This is a genomic window from Leucothrix pacifica, assembly GCF_003172875.1.
In the GTDB taxonomy this organism is placed as follows: Bacteria; Pseudomonadota; Gammaproteobacteria; order Thiotrichales; family Thiotrichaceae; genus Leucothrix; species Leucothrix pacifica.
This window is the reverse complement of record NZ_QGKM01000009.1, coordinates 22892-44896: the sequence shown is the minus strand read 5'-3', so window position 1 is coordinate 44896 and position 22005 is coordinate 22892. Positions and strand designations below refer to the sequence as shown.

General features: G+C 45.9%; 18 protein-coding genes and 1 pseudogene. 7 read left to right on the top strand and 12 right to left on the bottom strand.

All coding sequences use genetic code 11. From position 1 onward, the window contains the following. Window positions 1–312 precede the first annotated feature (312 nt). Entirely contained in the window at window positions 313–1272 is a 960-nt protein-coding gene (locus tag DKW60_RS05330; RefSeq protein WP_109836636.1) for a LysR family transcriptional regulator, read from the top strand. Here DKW60_RS05330 and DKW60_RS05325 read toward each other — a convergent pair. From DKW60_RS05325 to DKW60_RS05300, 6 genes are all read right to left on the bottom strand, one after another. Continuing rightward, on the bottom strand, window positions 1259–1882 hold the full coding sequence (locus DKW60_RS05325; protein WP_109836635.1) for a LysE family translocator: 624 nt from the start codon (window positions 1880–1882) through the stop codon (window positions 1259–1261). The two genes, DKW60_RS05330 and DKW60_RS05325, sit on opposite strands and share 14 nt — an antisense overlap. A gap of 141 nt (window positions 1883–2023) precedes the next feature. After that, window positions 2024–2479, bottom strand: coding sequence for an SRPBCC family protein (locus tag DKW60_RS05320; protein WP_109836634.1), 456 nt, complete (start codon window positions 2477–2479; stop codon window positions 2024–2026). 125 nt (window positions 2480–2604) lie between these two features. Further along, entirely contained in the window at window positions 2605–3675 is a 1071-nt protein-coding gene (locus DKW60_RS05315) for a quaternary amine ABC transporter ATP-binding protein (RefSeq protein WP_109836633.1), read from the bottom strand. Beyond that, complete coding sequence (locus DKW60_RS05310; RefSeq protein ID WP_109836632.1) at window positions 3668–4555, bottom strand: ABC transporter permease; 888 nt, start codon at window positions 4553–4555, stop codon at window positions 3668–3670. Before DKW60_RS05310 ends, DKW60_RS05315 begins: the two co-directional genes overlap by 8 nt. A 149-nt stretch (window positions 4556–4704) precedes the next feature. Beyond that, complete coding sequence (locus DKW60_RS05305; protein WP_219988644.1) at window positions 4705–5697, bottom strand: ABC transporter substrate-binding protein; 993 nt, start codon at window positions 5695–5697, stop codon at window positions 4705–4707. 288 nt (window positions 5698–5985) lie between these two features. After that, window positions 5986–7899, bottom strand: coding sequence for a B12-binding domain-containing radical SAM protein (locus DKW60_RS05300; RefSeq protein WP_219988643.1), 1914 nt, complete (start codon window positions 7897–7899; stop codon window positions 5986–5988). Window positions 7900–8083: 184 nt separating this feature from the next. Between DKW60_RS05300 and DKW60_RS05295 the strand changes: the two genes are divergently transcribed. From DKW60_RS05295 to DKW60_RS05275, 5 genes are all read left to right on the top strand, one after another. Beyond that, window positions 8084–9412, top strand: a complete 1329-nt coding sequence (locus DKW60_RS05295) for a hypothetical protein (protein ID WP_109836630.1) — start codon at window positions 8084–8086, stop codon at window positions 9410–9412. Beyond that, window positions 9412–11139 (top strand): tetratricopeptide repeat protein, encoded by a 1728-nt coding sequence (locus DKW60_RS05290; protein ID WP_109836629.1) that lies wholly within the window; start codon window positions 9412–9414, stop codon window positions 11137–11139. The genes DKW60_RS05295 and DKW60_RS05290 overlap by 1 nt, the downstream gene beginning before the upstream one ends. A gap of 67 nt (window positions 11140–11206) precedes the next feature. Continuing rightward, window positions 11207–12271 (top strand): AI-2E family transporter, encoded by a 1065-nt coding sequence (locus tag DKW60_RS05285; RefSeq protein ID WP_109836628.1) that lies wholly within the window; start codon window positions 11207–11209, stop codon window positions 12269–12271. Between the two features lie 12 nt (window positions 12272–12283). After that, window positions 12284–13699, top strand: coding sequence for a mechanosensitive ion channel family protein (locus DKW60_RS05280; protein ID WP_109836627.1), 1416 nt, complete (start codon window positions 12284–12286; stop codon window positions 13697–13699). Between the two features lie 45 nt (window positions 13700–13744). Then, window positions 13745–14524, top strand: coding sequence for an SDR family NAD(P)-dependent oxidoreductase (locus DKW60_RS05275; RefSeq protein WP_109836626.1), 780 nt, complete (start codon window positions 13745–13747; stop codon window positions 14522–14524). 79 nt (window positions 14525–14603) lie between these two features. Here DKW60_RS05275 and DKW60_RS05270 read toward each other — a convergent pair whose 3' ends face one another. From DKW60_RS05270 to DKW60_RS05255, 5 genes and pseudogenes are all read right to left on the bottom strand, one after another. Further along, the gene (locus DKW60_RS05270; RefSeq protein WP_109836625.1) at window positions 14604–15464 is read right to left on the bottom strand and encodes a mechanosensitive ion channel family protein; all 861 of its coding nucleotides are present in this window, start codon (window positions 15462–15464) and stop codon (window positions 14604–14606) included. A gap of 25 nt (window positions 15465–15489) precedes the next feature. Next, the gene (locus DKW60_RS05265; protein ID WP_219988645.1) at window positions 15490–15678 is read right to left on the bottom strand and encodes a winged helix-turn-helix domain-containing protein; all 189 of its coding nucleotides are present in this window, start codon (window positions 15676–15678) and stop codon (window positions 15490–15492) included. After that, window positions 15636–16187: a sensor histidine kinase gene (locus DKW60_RS24460; RefSeq protein ID WP_342767108.1), complete on the bottom strand. Its 552-nt coding sequence runs from the start codon at window positions 16185–16187 to the stop codon at window positions 15636–15638. The genes DKW60_RS05265 and DKW60_RS24460 overlap by 43 nt, the downstream gene beginning before the upstream one ends. A gap of 18 nt (window positions 16188–16205) precedes the next feature. Beyond that, window positions 16206–16361: pseudogene (locus DKW60_RS24455) on the bottom strand (histidine kinase dimerization/phospho-acceptor domain-containing protein); the annotation flags it as partial. 29 nt (window positions 16362–16390) lie between these two features. Beyond that, window positions 16391–17242, bottom strand: coding sequence for a HAMP domain-containing protein (locus DKW60_RS05255; RefSeq protein ID WP_109836622.1), 852 nt, complete (start codon window positions 17240–17242; stop codon window positions 16391–16393). 598 nt (window positions 17243–17840) lie between these two features. On the opposite strand from DKW60_RS05255, the gene DKW60_RS05250 reads away from it, so the two are divergent. Continuing rightward, complete coding sequence (locus tag DKW60_RS05250) at window positions 17841–18713, top strand: IS982 family transposase (protein ID WP_109836621.1); 873 nt, start codon at window positions 17841–17843, stop codon at window positions 18711–18713. On the opposite strand, the gene DKW60_RS05245 is transcribed toward DKW60_RS05250, so the two are convergent. Then, on the bottom strand, window positions 18630–21587 hold the full coding sequence (locus DKW60_RS05245; protein ID WP_281271816.1) for a PilC/PilY family type IV pilus protein: 2958 nt from the start codon (window positions 21585–21587) through the stop codon (window positions 18630–18632). The genes DKW60_RS05250 and DKW60_RS05245 overlap by 84 nt on opposite strands. Window positions 21588–22005 lie beyond the last annotated feature (418 nt).

Here is a 22005-nt window from a genome sequence, read left to right as displayed (position 1 = left end):
ACCGGACTGATCAGTTGATGGCAGGTGTGATGGATACACTGGAGGCTAGTCGCTTGTTATTGTTGTTTCTGTGCCCACCTGACTGGTTGGAACCTACTAAATCAACGAATGGCTATGGTTTTTCAATCGTGGATTTCTAAATTGTCGTGTACAGAGACCATAAACACCACATCAAATAACCCAATAACCCAATAACCCAATAACCCAATAACCCAATAACCCAATAACCCAATAACCCAATAACCCAATAACCCAATAACCCAATAACCCAATAACCCAATAACCCAATAACCCAATAACCCAAATGATATTATGAGCGGGAAAACATACCTCAGTGATATTGATTTCAGATTGCTTCGCGTTTTTAAAGCCGTCGCAGAGTGTGGTGGTTACGCCGGTGCCGAACTTGAGCTCAATATCGGACGCTCCACCATAAGCACTCATATGTCAGACTTAGAAACACGTCTGGGAATGACATTGTGCACACGTGGCCGGGGGAGAACGGCATTCGCTCTGACCGAGCAAGGGAGCGAAGTTTATGCTGCTCTGTTGCTGCTTTTCGATGACATCAATAGTTTTCGCAACCGTGTTACCTCAATTCGTTCTGAACTCACAGGCACATTGCGTATCGCCTTGCCAGATGACTGGTTACAGTTTAAACGTTTTGATCTCGCTCCTGTGATTGCCAGCTTTCGTCAAAAAGCACCGCAGGTGGAACTGGAAGTAATGGCACATGCGGCCAATGAAATTGATTTTGATCTACTTAACAATCGCGCTGATGTGGCAATTAACGTCATTAACCGCCCCCATGCCGGACTGGAGTCACACTTTCTGTATCGTCATCACACCAGCTTATATTGCTCTGAAAAGCACCCCTTATACTCAAAACAAAATATCGATGCAGATGACTTACGCAGCTGTGAATTAGTTGGCGCCAGTCATACCGTCAGTGAAGTGATTCATCATCTTTACAATCAATTCCCCAAACGCGCTGTCGCTAACCACATGTCAGGGCGTATTATTATGATTTTATCAGGCTGCTATCTTGGTTTTTTACCGGACTATTACGCAGAGCAATGGCACAACAGCGGCGAGCTAAAACGTCTGGATGTCGCGGGCTTTGATTACACGATGGATAATTGTGTGTTGTATCGCAAAGGCGCACGAGATAATCCGCTTATCGACTTATTTACACAAGCTGTATTTCAAACCTTCGATATTGCCGACCAAGCTACATCACCAACTGACCTGATCACAACTAAGCATTCTTAGCTGACAACGCCCAAATCCCCGCGATTGATAACATGGTTCCACCAGAAAAATAGAACTTCTTTTGCGCTTTGGGTGATGACAATAATGCCTGTGCTTTTGCAGCAAACATGGCGTACAAGCTTGCATTCAATGTAGCTAAGGCCACAAAAGTCACCGCCAATACCCATAACTGTAGCGTGATATCCGCGCCATGATTGATAAATTGCGGCAGAAACGCAATAAAGAAAACAATCCCCTTAGGGTTAAGCGCTGTAACCAAATATGTATTTAAAAACAACTTCATACCCGATGCAGTTGAGGATTCCGACTGCGGGTCAGAGGGTTCAAAGCCTGCCCGAAATAGCTGAATACCTAAGTACAACAAATACAATCCACCAACCCATTTCACTACCTGAAACCAAAAAGCAGACTCAGCAAGCAGCGCACCCAAGCCAATCAGCGACAGTGCTAAAGCTGTGGAATCTCCCAAAGCTACCGCAATAATCAGAGGAATTTTGGCTTTATAACCATGAGAAATGGAATAGCTAATCACCGTCAGAATCGTCGGGCCGGGAATAATTAGTAATACGGAGGATGCAATCACAAACCCCAACCATGCTTCGATATTCATAACAGTCCTTTGCCGAACCATTCGGCTAGTTTATTGATGTACTCAAGTGGCTCGCTGTGAGTAAGTTGCCCTCAAATAGCAGAGACTAACTACTCAACTGCTCAACTGCTCAACTGCTCAACTGCTCAACTGCTCAACTGCTCAACTGCCAGCTTCAACATACAACTTAATGTCGTCCAGATCATCCTGCAACATTTTCGTCATCGACTTCTTCATAAACAAACCCATGACTGCTGAGATAATCTTCACAAACATCGAATCAGAATCACCTTCAAATGACATCGTCAACTTAGTGTTGTGCGCATCCATTGCTTCAACAAACAGCATTGAGCGATAAATCGCACCGTGGTTTTCTGCCCGTGTGGCATAGTATTGGCCCTCTTCACAGTCCGTAATCCACATCGTTTCCTCCGCTTCTTTACCAAACATCTTGCGGGTTTCTTTCCACTTAAAGCCAACCAGCCCTGACGCTGGCTTCTCCAACACCTGCAAACCAATAATGCCTGAGATAACATTGGGTGAGTTTTCAAAGTCCGTAATCACGTCCCACACCTTATCTTTAGGACTGTTTATTTCAGTATCGACGCTAACTTTCATAAACCCTCCAGGGTATCACTATTCTCTGCTTTGTAATCAATGTACCTCAATTAACTAGACCCACCAACAAAAACGCCCCTGAAAAATCAGAGGCGTATTAGGTTTAGCAAGGAAAGAATCTAAGGCTAAGCAGCTTCAGCTGATGCCTCTTCCTCTGCCCCTTCATGCTCAACCGGTGTCACCATGGCTGCAATCACATCATGAATATCCAGTTGCCCAACAGTATTACCGCTGGCATCCACCACTAGTGCATTTTGCTGGTTACTGTCCGTCATAGTCTTAGCGGCTTTTTCTAACAAGACATTCTCGTTAACCGAAATCAGCTCAGACCCCGCATCACTGGCGACCGGCGTCATAATGGTTTTCACCTTCACCACGCGACCACGGTTTACTTCCTTAACAAAGCTGGAAATATACTCATCAGCCGGGTTCAGAACAATCTCCTGTCCTGTGCCCTGCTGAACCACCGCACCATCACGTAAGATCGCGATACGATCACCCAAACGAAGCGCTTCATCCAAGTCATGCGTAATAAACACAATCGTCTTTTGCAGCTCTTTTTGTATATCCAGCAGTACCGTTTGCATATCCATACGAATCAATGGATCAAGTGCTGAGAATGCCTCATCCATTAACAGGATATCAGCATCGTTTGTCAAAGCACGAGCCAAACCCACCCGTTGCTGCATACCACCAGACAGCTGATTCGGATAATTATCCTCAAAACCAGTGAGCCCGACACGGTCCAACCAACGAGTTGCACGACGCTCGCACTCACCCGCAGGCACGCCCTGAATCTCAAGACCAAACACCGTGTTTTCCATTACTGTACGATGCGGTAACAAGGCAAACTTTTGGAAAACCATCGCAGTCTTATGACGACGGAACTGACGCAAAGCGCCTTTCTTCATCTTGCAGACATCCACACCGTCATACAGCACTTCACCCGCTGTAGGGTCGATCAAGCGATTGATATGACGAATCAGTGTTGATTTTCCTGACCCTGACAAGCCCATTACCACCTGAATCTGTCCCGCTGGCATGTGGATATTAATATCCTGTAAACCAAGTACATGGCTGTGCTTTTCATTTAACTCGGTTTTAGTCATACCATTAGCAACCATGTCGACATAACGCTCGCCATGGGGACCGAAGATCTTGTACAGATTTTTTATTTCAATACTTTGACTAGCCATGAACTACCTCAGAATGCTTCTGCAGACGTTTACCGTAAGCCTGTGAGGCACGGTCAAAAATAATCGCAATACCAACGATCGCCAATCCGTTAAAGATTCCCAGTGTGAAATACTGGTTAGCAATCGCTTTAAGTACTGGCTGACCCAGTCCCTGTACACCGATCATGGAAGCAACCACAACCATCGACAACGCCATCATAATGGTCTGGTTAATACCGGCCATAATAGTCGGTAGTGCCAATGGCATTTGAATCTGACGTAAACGCTGCCAGTATGACGCACCGAAGGCATCACCTGCTTCCAATACATCTTTATCCACCAAGCGGATACCAAGATTCGTCAAACGAATAATCGGCGGGATAGCATAGATAATTACAGAGATAAGACCCGGCACTTTACCAATACCCAGCAGCATAACCACAGGAATCAGGTATACGAATGCCGGCATGGTTTGCATGACATCGAGTATCGGCGTCACTAATCGCTCAACTAGCGTGGAGCGGGACATCAGAATTCCTATCGGTATACCAATGACGATCGCCAACAGCGTGGCCACAAAGGTCATGGCGACGGTTTTCATCGTGTCCTCCCACATATCGAAGAAGCCGATCAGTAGCAAGGTAATGACAGTTCCGAGAACGATTTTCCAGTTGCGACTACCCAGCCAAACCAGACCAGAAATTAGTAACAGGATAATAGGCCAAGGTGTGTCCAGCATGAAATCTTCAGCCAGAATCATAAATTGTTTGACGGGTTCGAAGATCAATTCGATCGTCTCACCGTACTCTCGGGTAAACCCTTTAAAACCCGCGTCTATTCCCTTTTTCAGTGCCCGTAGGTCATCGATGGGCATGTGCGGAAATTCGTTATACCAACTCAATGTATATTCCTCATATCAAGGTAAAAGAAGAATCTGCTTATTAATTATTATTAGCTTCTTCAAAGAAATGGCTATTTTGGCAACTACAAATGAGTGTGCCATAAAAAGAAAAGGCGACAATGAATGCCGCCTTCCGTGATCAGATCACTTTACTTCTTAATTTTTTCTGCAGTCTCTTCAGACACCCACTTAGACCATAGATCTTCACGAGTCTTAACGAACTCTTCAGCTGCTTCTTCACCCGTAGCCTGATTCTCAGTCATCCAAGACAATAGTTTACCCATGTCATTGTTACCGATAGAACGACGGTTGAAATAGCTCAATGCAACTGCTGAGTTATCCATGAAGTCTTTAGTCACAACAGTAGAAACGCGTGATGGTCTCCAGTCGTTAATCTTTGGATTTTCACAGTCTGCAACACCCGTACACTTCTCCCAATGCTCTTGGTCGTGTGGTGCATTACCTTTCAGCTTAACCATTTCGTACTTACCCAGTAACGACGTTGGTGCCCAGTAATAACCCATGAAACCTTGTTTACGCTCGTAAGCTTTAGCGATTGCGCCATCAAGACCTGCTGATGAACCCGGATCAACAAGATCGAAACCTTTGCTTTCCATGTCATACGCTTTAAACAGATTCTGCATAATCAACTGGCAGTTCCAGCCTGCAGGACAACCAACGATTGCACCTTTGTCATCCTTCTCAGGATGCGGGAAAAGCTCAGGCTTTTTCAGTGCGTCTTCAACAGTAACGATGTCAGGGTTAGCATCCGCTAAATACTTAGGAATCCAGATACCTTCTTCACCACCGTCAGCCAGCGAATCAACCGTGCGGAACAAACGACCTTCAGCAATCGCTTCTCTTAATGGTGCATCTAATGAGTTAGTCCAAAGCTCAGGCGCGACATCCGGCTTTCCTTTCTCATTCATAGACGTGAAAGTAGGCATGGTATCACCCGCAACCATTTCTACATCACAGTCGTATCCTTTTTCGAGGATTAACTTATCAATTTCACCCAGTACTTCTGCAGACTGCCAGTTCATAGCAGCGATTGTGACATCCCCACACTCATGTGCGCTTGATGAACCTGCAAAACCCAAACCTGCTAGAACCAATGTTGATGCCAGGAGTTTCTTTATCATGATCTCTCCGAATTTTAATTACTTTTAGTCAAGTGGCACTCCTCCATGACTACGCCAAACTTGCCTCAAGCGTAATCAGCTTTTTTTAATGCCGCGTTCAATAATAACACAGGGAGACCACTAATCCGGTGGTTTAGCCATTTTTATTTGAATAAAAACATACCCAAAGCCTGAACCTTTCTTTAAGGATATGAATTTTTTAGAGTTTCTTTCACTCAGTCAGCCACACTACATCAGCCTGTTGTAACAAAAGTCTCTGAATTCAACGTTTTACCAATATCTTAAGTACTACTGAGACACACTAATTGGAATAATAGCTCTGCTTTTTTCCTGATCACACAAGGCGTTTTGTATAAAGTCACTGGCAACCTTAGGCTCTTTAATCCGCTTTTCAAACCAAATTGCCACTGGCTGTTCGAAGCCAAGGCCGTGCATATAGTTGTATAACGCCTTTTTCAGTCCACGCCCTAACAGCTCATGATCTGCTGTCACCGGATCACTAAACTCAATATCATTGCTGGCAAACCCTTCGAACATTGGTGGGTGAAGTGTTACACCATAGTCATCCGGTCGCTGCCCAACCGGACTATGAATCGTCGCCGAAAAACGATGCCAGTACGCGGAGTGAATACAGCGATGCATCATCAGCTGCCGCACATATTCCAGTGACTCAACCGTCTCCTCCTCGGTTTGCGAGGGAAAACCATACATCAGATAGGCATGCACCAAGATACCGGCATCGGAAAATGCTTTGGTCACGCGCGCCACTTGTTCGACAGTAACACCTTTTTTCATGAGCTTTAGCAAACGATCAGACGCCACTTCCAAGCCACCGGACACCGCCACACAACCCGAGTCAGCGAGTAATTGGCAGCGTTCCGGTGTGAAAGTCTTTTCAAATCGAATATTGCCCCACCACGTAATCACGATACCCTTTTCAATCAACTTACGCGCCATCGCGAACATGACTTTAGGAGGAGCCGCTTCATCCACAAAATGAAAACCAGTTTGCCCGGTTTCTTCAATCAGCTTCTCAATGCGATCCACAATAATATCCGCGCCCGCCTCATCATAGCGACCGATATAATCCAAACCGATATCGCAGAAGCTGCACTGCGTCCAATAGCAACCATGCGCCATGGTCAGCTTATTCCAACGCCCATCACTCCAGATGCGATGCATTGGATTGAGCATTTCACACAGCGATAAATAGGAATCCAGCGGCAAACCATCATAAACAGGCGTGCCGATTTCACGATGAGGGATATCGGGTAATTGCGTTTGTGTTTGATATTGCACTGCGCCATCTTGCAGATAATACGTACGGTGCAAGTCACTCCGATCGGCCTTGCCTTGCAGATGTTCAAACAGTTTTAGCAACGGCTGCTCACCGTCATCCAACATAAGGTAGTCAGCAAACTCAAAAATGCGTGGGTCAGTCAGACTACGCAACTCAGTATTAATATAACCGCCACCCAAGACAATACGGGTATTTGGTGAGTGCTCACGACAAGCCTTGGCAATTTGCAATGCACCCAGCATATTACCGGGGAATGGCACGGTAATACCCAACACATCTGGCTGCTCATCTTCTAAATGCTGGCGAAGCAAATGCTGCAATGTCGCCTCAACTAAACCAAGCTCACCATGCAAAATCTCATAAAGATTGTCGAAGGATGGATTGGATGCAGCGAGGCTTTCACCGTAACGGGAGATCTCGAAATTAACATCTACACCTTGGTGAATGACTTGTACAAGGTCATCGATAAATAAGGTCGCGAGGTGCTTGGCTTTGTCTTGCGTGCCTAAATCACCGAATGCCCATTTCAGAATATCACCCGTGGCTTCGTCTAATCCGTCGATCCCTTCAAAGCTTGGACCTTCGGGTAAAAACCTGCGTGAAACGATGCGCAAAGCAAGACTCGGGTCTTTGCCTTGTAGAAAACGAATCGCGGGTAACACACACTGCTGATATTGCTCAAATTCCGCTAAGAATTGATAGATGACATCGGGAAGTTCGTCGTCTTCAAAGTCTGCATAATGCTCTTCCACTACATCCAGGATTTGCTCTAAACCTTCCGGGGTTAGCAAGGTTAAGAGTAACTCTATGGCTAGGTCGCGCTGAACAACGTCTTGACCTTGTTCGCGTAGGAAGCCGGTTAAATACGCCGTTGCAGGGTATGGCGTATTTAGCTGAGTCATGGGGGGAATGCAGAGTAGTGTTTTCATCGCGGCATTATATATGTGTGGTCGCCCTTTGTGTATTTACTTCACTGCGCCCCTCGCAGGCTCAGAAGGTCTTCGTGAAGCAGATACACAAAGGACTCTTAAATGAAAAACGCCTAAACCATGTATACTTAGCCTATCTAAATGGAACAACATAACTATGAGTAACGATAGACTCGATATCTGGGATGCTAAACACAATCTTTCTTACAATGAGCCACTAAGCTCTAATAGTGATCTCTTCGTTGATATTGCACCTGCACGTGGTGAGTTCAAGCTGAAACGTTTGTATCGCCAACTACATATCGATAATAACGATGAACTGCGCCAGCCTCCACGTAAAGATTACACCCTATTTACGGGGCATCGTGGCTGCGGAAAAAGTACAGAACTGTTAAGAGTCTCTGATTATTTACACAACCCGAGTCGTTATTTTGTCATTCACTTAGACTGCCTCGAACGTTTGGATATAAACAATCTGAAGTACTCCGATGTACTCTTAGCATTAGCTACACGTTTGCTAGAAACACTTCAGGAAGTTCATGGAATCCATATTGATGACATACACCTTTACCACTTGGAACAGTGGTTTGCTGAGCGTGTTGAAACACATGCTGACATCAGGAACTTTTCAGCGGAGATTAAAGCTGGCGTAAAAGCGGAAGTCGGACTACCTTGGGTTGCTAAGATCTTCGCGGAACTCACCAACAAAATTAATATTGGTGCGAGTTATCGTAACGAATTACGCCAAGTATTAAAGAACAACTTTAGTGAGTTTGCTAGTGCTTTTAACAGTCTCATTATTGCCGCAGAAGAACAGATCCAAAACCAGAATTTAGGGAAACGCATTTTGTTTACGGTTGATGGCACAGACCGGCTGAATAGCGAAGATGCTCATGAGTTTTTTATTGATGACGTGCACCAATTAACTCAAATTAGCGGTATTTTTATTTACTGTGCACCGATTCATTTGCTACATGAAGACAATCAACTCAACGCAAACTTCGCCACTATTTTCCGCGTTCCGATGTTAAAAATTCGTGACCGAGACGACAACCCAATACCCGAAAATATTAACATCGTTCGAGAAATGGTTGAGCGCCGAGTTCCGAGCTATCTATTTGACACAAACGCTACTGTCGATCACATAATCAAATACAGCGGTGGCCATGCACGTGACTTATTACGTTTGTTAAATTTATCCATCACTTTCTCTGAAGAAGATGTGATTACATTGGATGCTGCTGATAGTGCTATTAAGCAAATAGCGAATGACTATCGCCGGACTATCGAAGCGGATGAATATGAACATTTAGTTAAAATTGACTTAAATCCAGAAACTCCTGAAGCCTTCACTAATGAAGATAGCACTAAGATGCTCTACAACTTGGTATTACTGGAATACAACGATTACTTCTGGAAAAGTCACCCGGTTATTCAAACACTTCCCGGCTATCAAAAAGCGCTCGATACTGCTCGAAACCCATAATGAATACCTCAAACTGGCAACTTAACCCTTCTCACTCAGGCTCTTTGTTACGCCTTAAGAAAATGCTGCCTAGGTTGAAAGGCTTTAATCTTATAGTGCTTCAACATAATCAGCCGCTTTATCGTGATGGCTTGATAACTGTTATGAACACCGAGGTTGATTCTTACCTGACTCTTGATGCCGCAAGCTTCGAGAGTTTTGCTCTATTGGAACAAGCCTTACTAAGTACTGACAGTTCAATCAAGCTCATTCACATTATCAACATAGAAAGCCTTCCTGAAAAAGAACGAGGCCTGGCGTTCAAAAGTTTGAATTATCATCGGGAACAGATTGCCCGACGTTGTCTTTGTATTTTGGCTCTGTGGTTACCCGAGCCATTAGTCAAGCAAATGACCTTGGAAGCTGCTGATTTTTGGGCGTGGCGTGAACAGGTATTTGAGTTTGGGTTACCCGTTGAGGCCATACCGCGCTGGGAAGCGGATTTCAAGAGTTTGACTGGTCTTGAGTCAGAAAAAAAGAAAGAACGCATAGAGGCATTAGAATCTTATCTCAAAAAACAAACTCCTTACACTAGCTTAGCAACCGCAGACATGCTTCATGAACTCGGCAACCTTTATGAAAAAATTGGTAAGCCTAGGAAAGCATTAGAGTCACTTAATAAAGCACTATTACTATTCAAAGACTTAGAAGAAAAACATGCTTGGGCAAGAGTATTGAGAGACATCTCAGATATACACTTTAGGCAAGGAAATACCGACGACTCATTGAATTTATTAAATCAAAAAATATTACCCTGCTTTATTGCTCTGGATGACTTGGATGAACAAGCTGAAACTTTAGATAGAATTGCGGATATATTTGCACAGCAAGGTAATTACGAAGAATCGCTACGTACCCGAAGGGAAAAAATCTTACCTATCCTTGACAAAACAAACCACATTAAGAATAAAGCTGTCACCATGGGTAAGATCGCTGATATTCTTCAAGCTCGCGGACAACTCGATGACGCGCTAAATACAGTTGAAGAGACACTTCCCGTCTATGAGAAGCTCGGTGATGTGCGAGAAAAAGCCATCAGCATGGGAAGGATCGCTGACATTCTTCAAGCTCGCGGACAACTCGATGACGCGCTAAATATTCGCCAGACGGAACAACTTCCCGTCTATGAGAAACTTGGCGATGTGCGAGCTATCGCGGTAACCGAAAAAAAAATTGCCGACATTCAAATCGCCAGAGGTGAACTAGATACCGCCCTACATACATTGCAAACCAAGTGTATTCCTCCCATGCGGGAGATAGGAGCAATTGCTGAGTTAGCGGCATTTCAGGGCAAAGTTGCTGAAATTTTTCAAGTTCGTGGACAACTCGATGACGCGCTCAATATTCGCCAGACTGAACTGCTTCCCGTCTATGAGAAGCTCGGTGATGTGCGATCTAAAGCCGTCACCATGGGTCAGATCGCTGACATTCTTCAAGCTCGCGGACAACTCGATGATGCGCTCAATATTCGCAAAAACGAGGAGCTTCCCGTTTATGAAAAGCTTGGGGATGTACAGTCACTGTTGATGGGAAGAACCAAGGTTGCAATACTACTTTGGCAAATAGATTCAAAAGCAAATATTGAAGAAATTCAAACGCTATTAAATCAAGCTTACCAAGAAGCGGTTAGTTTACAGATTCCAGAGGCTGAGCAGATTAAAGGAATTATGGAACAGATAGGGCTTTAACCGCTATTATCATTCCAACAAACAAAGCGGTATGCCCCCACCAATACATCTTAGGAAGTGCTAACCCATGGACAGCCAACAGACCCGTAGCCTGAGCGTACCGATATGGGGCTTATTCATCATTGCCGTTATCGCAGTGCTTTATATTGCCCAATCAGTATTTATTCCCATTTTTATGGCGACACTCATCGCCTTTTTACTGACGCCTCCAGTTAGCTTGCTGGCCAAATACCACATACCCAGATCGATCGGCAGCGCCATTGTTATTGTGCTGTCATCTCTGCTGATTGGCACGCTGTCTTCTTATATGGCGGAACCAGTGGGCGAGTGGGTGGAGCGTTTGCCCAATGAAATACAGCAAATCGAACGCAAACTGTCCCCGTTTAAAGACTCCATCGAATCCGTGCAGGAGACGACACAAAAAGTTGAAGAGATGACTTCAATCAGTGATGACGGTCAAGCAACACAACCTGATGTGGTCGTTAAAGGCCCCAATATTTTCTATATCTTAGTGGACGGTACTCAGGCGTTTTTGATCGGCGTATTGTCGTTTGTGGTCTTGCTCTACTTCATGTTGGCCTTTGGTCACACGTTGATCTTGAGAACCAGTTTATTATTCGAAGACAAAGGTTATCAGTCACAAATTCTCAAAATAGCCAGAGATGTGCAGTACAAACTCAGTCGCTATTTATTGTTGATTACCGCGCTTAATCTGGTGCTAGGAGCTGCCGTCACACTCGTGATGTGGCTACTAGATATGCCAACGCCGATAGTTTGGGGAGCATCTGCCGCATTCTTGAACTATATTCCTTATGTGGGTCCGGCGATTAATTTGGGAGTCATTACACTGGTATCGCTGCAAACCTTCGATAGCCTGGCTCAAGTGATCTTGCCCCCTGCTCTATTACTGGGTCTTAACTTACTGGAAGGACAGTTCCTTCAACCGATGTTTATTGGTCGAATGTTTACGATTAACCCGGTGCTGATCTTTATATCCGTCCTCATTTGGGGTTGGTTATGGGGCATGGCAGGGATCTTTTTAGCGGTTCCGCTACTGGTGATCATGAATATCATCTTGGAGAAAAATGATTTTCAGGCGGCTTCCCACACAAGGCACATTTCACGCAAATAAAGGACTTAACGCATGAAAAGAATATTTTGTCTGTTATTGATGCTTTGGATGCCATTATCGCATGCCGACGACCTCACTGATCTGCTCACTGGTGGTGCTAAGGAAGAAGCGGTTGTCGCCGATAAAGTCATTACCACCGACAGCTCTAAAAAAGAAGATGACAAAATCGCGCAACGCTTACGTGAGATCTACGCTGAGTTGGATGACCTGCAAGGTGTATCAATCGCGGTCAATAAAGGCGTCGTCACTTTAACCGGCGAAGTTAGCTCTAGTGCCGATGAAAGCAAAGCACTTCAGTTTGCCGGTCAGGTTGAAGGCGTGGTCGAGGTTGAAAACGAGCTGACAGTGAGTCGTAGCCTCAAGAAACGACTGGTTACTACGGGCGATAAACTGTGGTCGCTAACCAAGCAAACTACCGAAGGATTACCATTATTCTTAATCGCAATACTGGTCATCGTTCTGTTTTGGATACTAGGTGGCTGGCTATCCAAACGTCGTTTCTATCGGAAAATTACCCCAAACCAGTTCATTGCCAATTTGCTAGGGCAGATCTCACATCTGATCTTTATCATTCTCGGACTGGTTTTAGCGTTGATTCTGCTAGATGCCACCGCATTGATCGGCACTATTCTGGGCGCTGCGGGTATCATCGGTTTGGCCGTCGGTTTTGCGGTGCGGGATACGGTTGAAAATTATATCGCCAGTATTTTGCTGAGCCTGCGTAATCCATTTCAGGTGAATGACTTTGTCAGCATTGATGGACACCAAGGCAATGTCTTGCGTCTGACTTCGCGAGCTACGATTCTGATTACACCCGATGGAAATCATATTCGTATTCCTAATGCGATGGTGTTTAAGGCAGTCATTACCAATTTCACCCGCCATAGTGAACGCCGTTTTCAGTTTGATGTAGGTATAGACACCGATCAGGATCTGCTGGAAGCTCAGGCGCTTGCCATGAAAACCGTCAAGGCAACTGAAGGTGTGCTGGATGATCCAAAACCGTTAGTAGTGATCGAAGCGCTTGGTGATTCTAACGTGCTGTTACGCATATACGGCTGGCTAAACCAGGAGCAATACAGTTATGCCAAAGTCCGCAGTGAAACCATCCGCATGGTGAAACAGGCGTTTGATGAAGCGGGTATCGTCATGCCAGAACCGATTTACAAACTGCGCATGATGCAGACTGGTGGTACGACGATGCCAAGCCTACCTCAGCGTAACACCGTAGAACAGACTGCTCCATCTGAAACACAAACCAGACGCACTGAGACAATCAGCCGTGCAAAGATCATGGCGGATGATGTCGATACTCAGGATGTGCAGGACGTGACGCCAGATCGCACCGTTGAGAATCTGGTTATCGAAGAGCAGCTAGACAGCAATGAGGGAGAAAACTTGCTGACCGAGAGCGGGCCTAAGGAGTGATCAAGTCTCTGATCTGCTAGTATCGTAAACAAAGGAGGACTTCACATGACTTTTGCAACTTACCAAAGCCTTGCCGGTAAAACGATACTGATTACCGGTGGCGCATCAGGCATTGGCGCTGAAACCGTTGAGGCATTTGCCGCTCAGGGCGCCAACGTCGGTTTTTTAGATATGGATGAAGCTGCCAGTGCCACGTTAGCCACAGACTGTAACAGCAAGAGTGGCACAGATGACAGCTATGGCAAGGTAGATTATGAGCGCTGTGACCTGCGTGATATCGCGGCCATGCAAGCGGCTATCAGCAAACTTCGCGAGCGCCTCGGCCCTTTTCAGGTACTAGTTAATAATGCCGCGCGCGATGACCGCCACGACTGGAAAGACGTCACACCGGAATACTGGGACGAGCGCATAGCTACCAATATGCGGCACATGTTCTTTGCTATTCAGGCAACAGCCCCTGACATGATTGAATCCGGTGGTGGGTCGATTATCAATATTGGATCGAACTCATGGTGGGAAGCCGCTGGCGGATTTCCGGCCTATGCAACAGCCAAGTCATCGGTTCACGGACTGACGCGCACCATGGCACGGGACTTAGGTGATCATCACATTCGGGTTAATACCGTCGTACCCGGCTGGATAATGACCCAGCGCCAGAAAGAGCTTTGGGCGCAACCGGACGCCATCGCAAAGCATTTAGACAGACAATGCCTGCCGGACTTAATTGAGCCGGTTTATGTAGCGCGTATGGTGCTGTTTTTAGCCTCGGATGACTCAGCGATGTGTACAGCAAATAATTTTATGGTGGATGCCGGATCGATTTAATCTGGTGCGGCTTCAAAGCTTTTTTATACCTTGAGGCCGCCTCTCGAATTAAAAGCAATCGGTATTAACACCCAAGGAATCAAACCCGTCTGATGGGCATCGCTGCCATGGGAATGTTTTCGCGCTGGAATGCACCAATCAGCCGCTCCAAAACCTCTGAACGGGTTGTGGTGCGGCTTTTTACATTCTCCAGCTGGTAACGTGCTTCGTACAAAACGCCGGATAACATGTGCCCCTGATCATCATCCCAGATGGAGCGAATCACTACCGTTGTCGTGCCTTTAATAATGCCATCCACCTGATCAATCGTATCCAGCGTCACAGCTTTTACCTTTGCCGTGTCCGCACTGTAGTCCGTTTGGAAACGAATCCGCACCCGCATCGGTCTGGGGTCCATCGAGAAGTTTTTGATGGTGGAAGAGGCCAGCACTGCATTAGGGTAATTCACAATGACGCCATCAGTATTGCGAATGGTGGTACGTCGCAGGCCGATATCAACCACATCGCCCCAACCACCCCAGTGTTTACCAATTTTCTCGATCATAATGCGGTCGCCAATGCGTATCGGACGATCCGCAATCAAGAAAATCCCCGCCAAGATATCAGCCAAGGTTTCTTTGGCCGCCAAACCGATAGCGATACCGAATATTCCTGCACCGGCCAATACCGGTCCGACCTGAATGCCATTGACTTTCAGCACCCATACCAAGCCCAGAAATAGCGCGACTAACCAGAGAAATTGACGCAAAAAGTGTACGAAACGATCATCAAAATCGTTGTCGGTCAGTGCGGTGAGTTTTTCGAGTTTTCGAACGACAACGTATCGCAGAATATAGAAAATCAGCATCGTGAGTACGATAGCTAATAGTGTTTTTATAACCGTATTGCCTGTTGCCCAGGCGCTGTTAACGTCGTTTACAAATCCAGTCAGTGTGTCCATCGATTCCTTTCAGTGGTCGTTTGGCTTATTCAACCTTATAGCCTACGCCATAAATCGAGTGAATTAAATACTCATTTCCACTGGCCTGACTCACCTTTTTACGCAAGTTTTTCACATGGCTGTCCACCGTGCGATCGCTGACAATACGACCATCAACATAGCTGGATTCCATCAGACTATCACGTGAAAACACCCTGCCCGGACTCGACACCATGGTGTGCAGCAAACGGAATTCCACAGGTGTTGATTCCACGCGCTCCTCATCAATAATGCAGGTGTACTGATCCGGCAATAAGGTAATGGAGCGATATTTCCACGATGCGCTTCAACAATATTACGGCAAATTGCTAAGCCTAAGACAGCGCCTGCACTGCGTCGGTTACGTGAACTATCCTGGCGGAACAATGGCTCAAATAACTGATCGCATTCCTCCTGAGTGACACCCGGTGGCGTGTCATGGATGGTTAACACAGCCTCATCCCCTTGCCGCTTGAGCTTGACAGTAATCACGCCACCGTCGTTTGTATAGGCTAGGGAGTTACGCAGTAAATTCGAGATAAGTTGGCAAATACGCTGTTGATCTGCATCGATCATCAGCGGTTGGCTCTGCTCGAATGACAGATTGATATCGCTTTTTTCAGCAGCTGTCAGATTAGCCGTCACTACCTCTTGCACACAAGCCTCTAAATCCAGAGAGGCATATTCATAACGTAAGCCGCCAATGTCTGAAATCGATAACTGATACAGATCATCCGTTAGATGTCGAAGACGCCCTACTTCCTGATCCAACGAGGCCAACTGCTCCTTATCAAACGGACGAATACCATCTTTCAAAGCTTCTATTTCACCCGTTAATATCGCCAGTGGAGTACGCAGTTCATGAGAGATATCCGCTAGCCAACGACGCCGTAAGCTTTAGTTTTTACTCAGGGCATCTGATGATTGATATCCTTCATCAGATGCCCAAACTCATCTTTTCCACCGCTGAGTTCCTGCGAATAATCCCCAGCAGATAAGTGTCTGATCCCTCTGATAATACGGCGTACCGGCACTAGCAATAACCGAGTCAGCCACCATGACACCAATGCAGCGAGTAATAAAAATGCTGCACCTATCACCAGACTGGTGATCCATTGTTGACGCGAAAACTCGGTCTCAATTGGCGAGTCAAAATTACGTCTTGGTTCGCTTTTTACTATTGCCACTGTTTCGCCATCAACGATAACAGGCACCTCAATAATATCCGCATCTGCATCTGCATCTGCATTTTTAAATACGCGCCCTGCCATGCGTTCACCTTGTCTATTAAACAAAGCTGTCGGCGGTGTCAAATGCGCAGGTAAGCTATCGACTAAAGACGGGCGTCCACCTTTTGGCGGCTTATCTTTTAGCGGAGGCATGTCAGCAAAACCACCCAGCGATTCTGATGGGGTGGTTGATTCCATTGGCTTGAACGAATCCGGTCGTGGCGGTGGTGGCCTGTCACCCTTGTCGGGGCGACCAAATGGCGGCGGCGGGCGTTTCCGTGGATTAACCAACGGAACCAGCGTTTGATTTAATGCTTCCCGCGAAATACCATCCCACTGGCTGTTATTAGCAAGATACAGCGTGGCGAGATTAGCACTTACTTTTTCCAGACGCGTCTGTTCCAAAGCATTCACGTAGTCGAGAAAGCCTCGTTCAAAACTCCAACGCGCCAAGCCTAATGTCGCGATCAATACGACTAAGGTTAGTCCAAGGAATGCCAACATCAACTTGCTGGCAATGGTTAACTGCATTTTTTTCAAAAGCGATTCGATCCCGTTAACTTAGTGTGTTTTTCTGTTGACCCAACCTAGTTTGGGTTGGAGGGGTAGGCTAATTAAAGCAGAAAAATGTGGAGGAATGATGGAGCCAGGTTGAATGGCCTGTAAAGTAGCGACCACTCCCAGACATTAGTGCAAGCCCCATGCATTCGCAGTGTAACTGGCCACAGGTGCTGTTTTCTGACCACCCCAGCGTCGGTCACATCACACGGTATAACCTAGCTCTTGCAAGTTCTTAGCGAGCTGTTGAGCCACTTCAATGTCTCGTCGGCTATAGCTGATGAAAATACAAGAATCAATACTACTCTAAAAAGTTACTCACACAACTTGTGGATAAGTCTGTTAATACGATTCTGATAACCGTCCTGAAGCAGGCCATAACTAGCCCACTTAAATATGCTCAATATTTAATCAACACATAAGTACTGCGCTTTGGCCTACTCTGAGTCCAACCAATACACCTTTGGCAATACATCACCTAAGTTGACCCGTGGTGCATTTAGTAGAAAAGTAGATTGCTCACGCTAACTCATTGAGTATCATTAGGTTTTCACCACAAAATCCTTTTGATATGAGCAACCTACTTGAAAGTTATAACAAAATTCTGGCTCTTTTGCATACTCTGGACGGGAAAGACAACTATCGCCAGCAAGTTCGCCCACCCAAAATGACCGATAAACAACTGATCGCATTATGCTTGGCTGCGGAGAGTCAGGGAATCGATTCAGAGCGTTATTTATTTCGGCAGTTACCCTCAGAGCTTCTGGTGATCATAGAGCGCTCGGTATATAACCGACGACGGCGAGCTCTAAGCCCCAAAATAGAGGATTTCAGGCAAGCAATGAGTCACGCAATTGTGCCTGTCGAAACCTATCATGTGGTAGATAGCATGCCTCTGGAAATTTGTCGCTTTAGCCGTGCTGCACGAAGTCGTATCTGTCAAAGAGAGGTTGAAACAGCGCCAGATTATGGCTACTGTGCGGCTCATAAAATGCACTATTTTGGTTATAAGCTTCACGCAGTTTGCACCGTACAGGGTGTTTTAAGAAATGTAGGCATAACAAAGGCTTCCTGTCATGACATTCACTATATTAATGATATTAGGGACGACCTTAATGCCTGTGTATTGATCGGCGATAAAGGCTATTTAAGTCAAACGTTACAGCTTGATCTGTTTGACAATCATGGGCTGAAGCTGAACACTCCGATGCGTAAAAATCAGCAGGACTACAAACCGTTTCCTCAAGCCTTTAGCAAGGTAAGAAAGCGGATTGAAACACTGTTTTCACAACTATGCGATCAGTTCATGATTCGGCGTAATTACGCCAAATCATTTGAAGGATTTTCAGCGAGAATTATTTCAAAAGTAGCGGCACTGACATTGATTCAATGGATTAATCATCAGGCTGGTCGAGAAATCAATCATCTGAAAATTATGATTTAGCAAATGCACCACGGGTAAGTTGGTATTTCCATTCGTAGTATTCTGGTCAATCAGAGGTGTTTGCAGCTTACCAATGCGTACATCCACAAACTGATCACAACCATCCTTGTCGCAGTTTGACGGCTCATCAAAGACCAGTTTTGGTGAGTCAGGAATGTCGCCAATACCTACTAATACAGACTCGTCATTATCAGTAATCACGCCATCACCATCCAAATCAACCGTGGCTGCACCCTTTACCAGATCCATCACATACGCCCGGCTCAGGTTATTACTCTTAATGGTACAGCTATCCGCGCCACCAGTATTTTCAACTGAGGATGATAAACCAAAGGTTGTGAACATCACTTTATTCATGAAGATAAGTGGCGATGACAGCGACTTTTCACCGGTGTTTTGACTAAGATCGGTATACCAGCCTTTATAGGTTGGCATAAAGTCCGCGCCTGCCAACACACTATTGGAGACCAAGTCACTCTCCGTCAATGTTGATGGGACTGTTTTCGGTACGTTTGTCGCATTCACATCACGCAACACGTAGAAAAGGTCCTGCACATCGGTATTTTTAGGGTGTGAGCGATAGCCACTACCAATCGCGATCAGGGTCACCAACTCGCCTTTGTGCTTAAATAAAGACACGTCAGGCTCATAGAAAAACATGCGATGACTGGCTCCGGCACTCACCCCTAAGCTCGCCAAACGATAAACACGTGCATCCTTCTTAACGTCGTTCAGACTAGCATCATCGTCGATATCATCCATATTCAAATCAGCACGCCAAACATTGCCGCCCAGATCACCAAAATACATGCGGTCGATTGAGCCGTTGCGATCCAAGTCGAGCACGCGAATGCTACCGGCAATGGAGTGATTCAAATCACCGCCAGACTTTGACCAAATCAGACTACCTGTTTTAGCATTCACGATATAAACCGCGTTGCCTTTTACATTGGTCAAATCTCTTAAGGCGGCATCTTCCTCATCATAAACCGAGGCATCATAACCACCACCAAACACCAGCACTTCCTCATACTTTACAGCGGTGCCTTCTTTGTAGCGAAGCCTTGCTGCTACGGGTTTTGACCATGACTGTGCAAGCTGAGAGAAGCCTGTCGTATTGTTTGTGATGCTCCACATTAGTGAGGGGTTAGAAGGATTAGTCACATTCAATGCATAGTAGCCGTTACCGCCTCTGCGTAGACCAAAGAATAAGTATGCGGACTCACCGTCACCGGCATCCACCCGACCATTATTGTTCTTATCATTCAGCCAAACTGTGACTTCACCATCCACACCATAGATACGCTTGATGTCACCCGTTAGTGGTGAGTTCTCATACTGACCGGGAATGTTAGATAGCAGCGCTGATGGCATATAGGCAAACAGCTCTTTTCCACCACCGGTAGTGTCTGCGTCTGCAGTGTTAATCGCATGGATATAGCCTTCATTCGTTCCAAAGAAAACTACTTCTTTATCGCTGTATGAAACCACCATTGGCTTATTATGTAGAATATCACCGATATGATTTCGGGCGGTTCCGTCCTCTTCATAGCCTTGTATGAAACGCAACATCGCCGCATGCTCTGCATCCGTAATCGTGGTAACGCCACCAGACATAGCCGCCTTAGTGACTGACGTCGCATCAAGGGTCACCAGTGCGCTACCATTGTCAGTGAGCAACTTTCTGCTGGCAGGTACTAACTGACTCGCGGCCCCTCCGGTTGTAATGGGGTCAGGGTCATCCGTGGGGGGTGTGGCACTCCAAAAATCAACGGCTTCTGCATCCAACACACCATAATCTGAAACCGCTACTTTACCGGTCTTATCGATTATCTGTCCGGTATCATTCAGCTTAAACTTCTTGAGATTGCCCGACCAGCGAGGCGTCGCAGCATTTTCAAATAACGGAATATAAACATCGCGACTGTGCGACAGTAAAGAAGACTGATCTACCGTATAGGTCGGTGCAGAGTAACTACGAGCAGTTTTTGAGACATCTGCAACGATGTTCTTAAATACCGCGGCGAGCGCCGCCGCATCTGACGCGGGGAAGTATTCACCTTCACCAGCCTCTGCCACACTTTTCAAGAACACCTCGGCCATAGAACCAGCACCCACATCAAAACCAATGGTATAGGTGTTAATGACATTGTCACCCTCAACATCATCACTTTGATCCTGCCCAGCAAGAAAACTTGCAAGCTCAACACCACAACGCCCATCACTTGAATCGACACAATCAGTGGTTGCACCTGTTAAGGCTTTTACACTCACCATGGTTTCATCAAACTGAATACGGTCTGGCACATATGGTTGGCCGTCAGATAGCAACACAATGGCATTGTTTTCACACTGATCTGAAATAGGTGAGTTATAAACAATGTCGAAGCTATTCAAAGAAACTTCTTCACGCGTTTCATCACAGGTGTATTTTTGATGATCGCAATACGTCACATCCTGAGGGTACTGACACAGATAGTTATTATTAACAGTACACGATGTCGCCTCGTTGCTAGTCGTAAATTTTTGATTATCTCGATTTTCACAAGTGTACTGAACAATAATCTCTCCCGCATCGGTTGAATACATGGGCACATCAAGACATTTGCCACTTGCACCTGACACAATCGTTTCGCCATTCAGAATAAATCCCTGATTGTGTTCATTGCCACTGGTACACACATGTGAGGCTATTTGGCCCATATCACTCAAGTTACCCATTATATCAAGGCAGGTATCATTGCTAGCGTGTATTCTGGTTTGTGTACCAATAAGACTAGTGTAAAACAGCTGTTCCGGTGAGCCATCACATAACTCTTGTGTAAGAAAATTCCCATTAACCTCAAGACACATGTTCGGAGCGTGTGTTTTAATCGTAAAACTGTTTGAAGCATCTGAAATACACGCCCCGGTTTCAGGGTGGTAAACACCGCTAATACAGCTGGTTGAACAGCTACTCGCCCCCTGATACTACACAACTTGTGAAGCGCGGATCAGAAGCCAGACAGTCAACTTCACTCCCTAGAGAACATTGGGAAGTCCATGTTTCTGTTGACGAGACGCAGTTAGTGCCCAAGCCACAGCTGGTTTCTCCGACATTACACAGACCAGTTTGTGTGATGGGTGTGCAATTGATACCACAATCAGGCGCATCACAAGTCCGCGTTCCACCGGTCAGCACTTCAGTGATAGTACCCTCTGAAGATCCTTTATATGTTGATGGGTGGGCTGCATGGTTTTGTTCAGGTGTAGCCAGCCCCCACTTAGGTTTATCACCCCGAAAATAAAGCGC

Excerpts from the sequence above, each read along its gene's own strand:
- DKW60_RS05280 (WP_109836627.1), top strand. The coding sequence starts at position 12,284 with ATGAAAAGAATATTTTGTCTGTTATTGATGCTTTGGATGCCATTATCG.
- DKW60_RS05290 (WP_109836629.1), top strand. The coding sequence starts at position 9,412 with ATGAATACCTCAAACTGGCAACTTAACCCTTCTCACTCAGGCTCTTTG.
- DKW60_RS05315 (WP_109836633.1), bottom strand. The coding sequence starts at position 3,675 with ATGGCTAGTCAAAGTATTGAAATAAAAAATCTGTACAAGATCTTCGGT.
- DKW60_RS05250 (WP_109836621.1), top strand. The coding sequence starts at position 17,841 with ATGAGCAACCTACTTGAAAGTTATAACAAAATTCTGGCTCTTTTGCAT.
- DKW60_RS05265 (WP_219988645.1), bottom strand. The coding sequence starts at position 15,678 with ATGGTGTCGAGTCCGGGCAGGGTGTTTTCACGTGATAGTCTGATGGAA.
- DKW60_RS05270 (WP_109836625.1), bottom strand. The coding sequence starts at position 15,464 with ATGGACACACTGACTGGATTTGTAAACGACGTTAACAGCGCCTGGGCA.
- DKW60_RS05325 (WP_109836635.1), bottom strand. The coding sequence starts at position 1,882 with ATGAATATCGAAGCATGGTTGGGGTTTGTGATTGCATCCTCCGTATTA.
- DKW60_RS05275 (WP_109836626.1), top strand. The coding sequence starts at position 13,745 with ATGACTTTTGCAACTTACCAAAGCCTTGCCGGTAAAACGATACTGATT.
- DKW60_RS05330 (WP_109836636.1), top strand. The coding sequence starts at position 313 with ATGAGCGGGAAAACATACCTCAGTGATATTGATTTCAGATTGCTTCGC.
- DKW60_RS05300 (WP_219988643.1), bottom strand. The coding sequence starts at position 7,899 with ATGACTCAGCTAAATACGCCATACCCTGCAACGGCGTATTTAACCGGC.
- DKW60_RS05285 (WP_109836628.1), top strand. The coding sequence starts at position 11,207 with ATGGACAGCCAACAGACCCGTAGCCTGAGCGTACCGATATGGGGCTTA.
- DKW60_RS05255 (WP_109836622.1), bottom strand. The coding sequence starts at position 17,242 with ATGCAGTTAACCATTGCCAGCAAGTTGATGTTGGCATTCCTTGGACTA.
- DKW60_RS05320 (WP_109836634.1), bottom strand. The coding sequence starts at position 2,479 with ATGAAAGTTAGCGTCGATACTGAAATAAACAGTCCTAAAGATAAGGTG.
- DKW60_RS05305 (WP_219988644.1), bottom strand. The coding sequence starts at position 5,697 with ATGATAAAGAAACTCCTGGCATCAACATTGGTTCTAGCAGGTTTGGGT.
- DKW60_RS05295 (WP_109836630.1), top strand. The coding sequence starts at position 8,084 with ATGAGTAACGATAGACTCGATATCTGGGATGCTAAACACAATCTTTCT.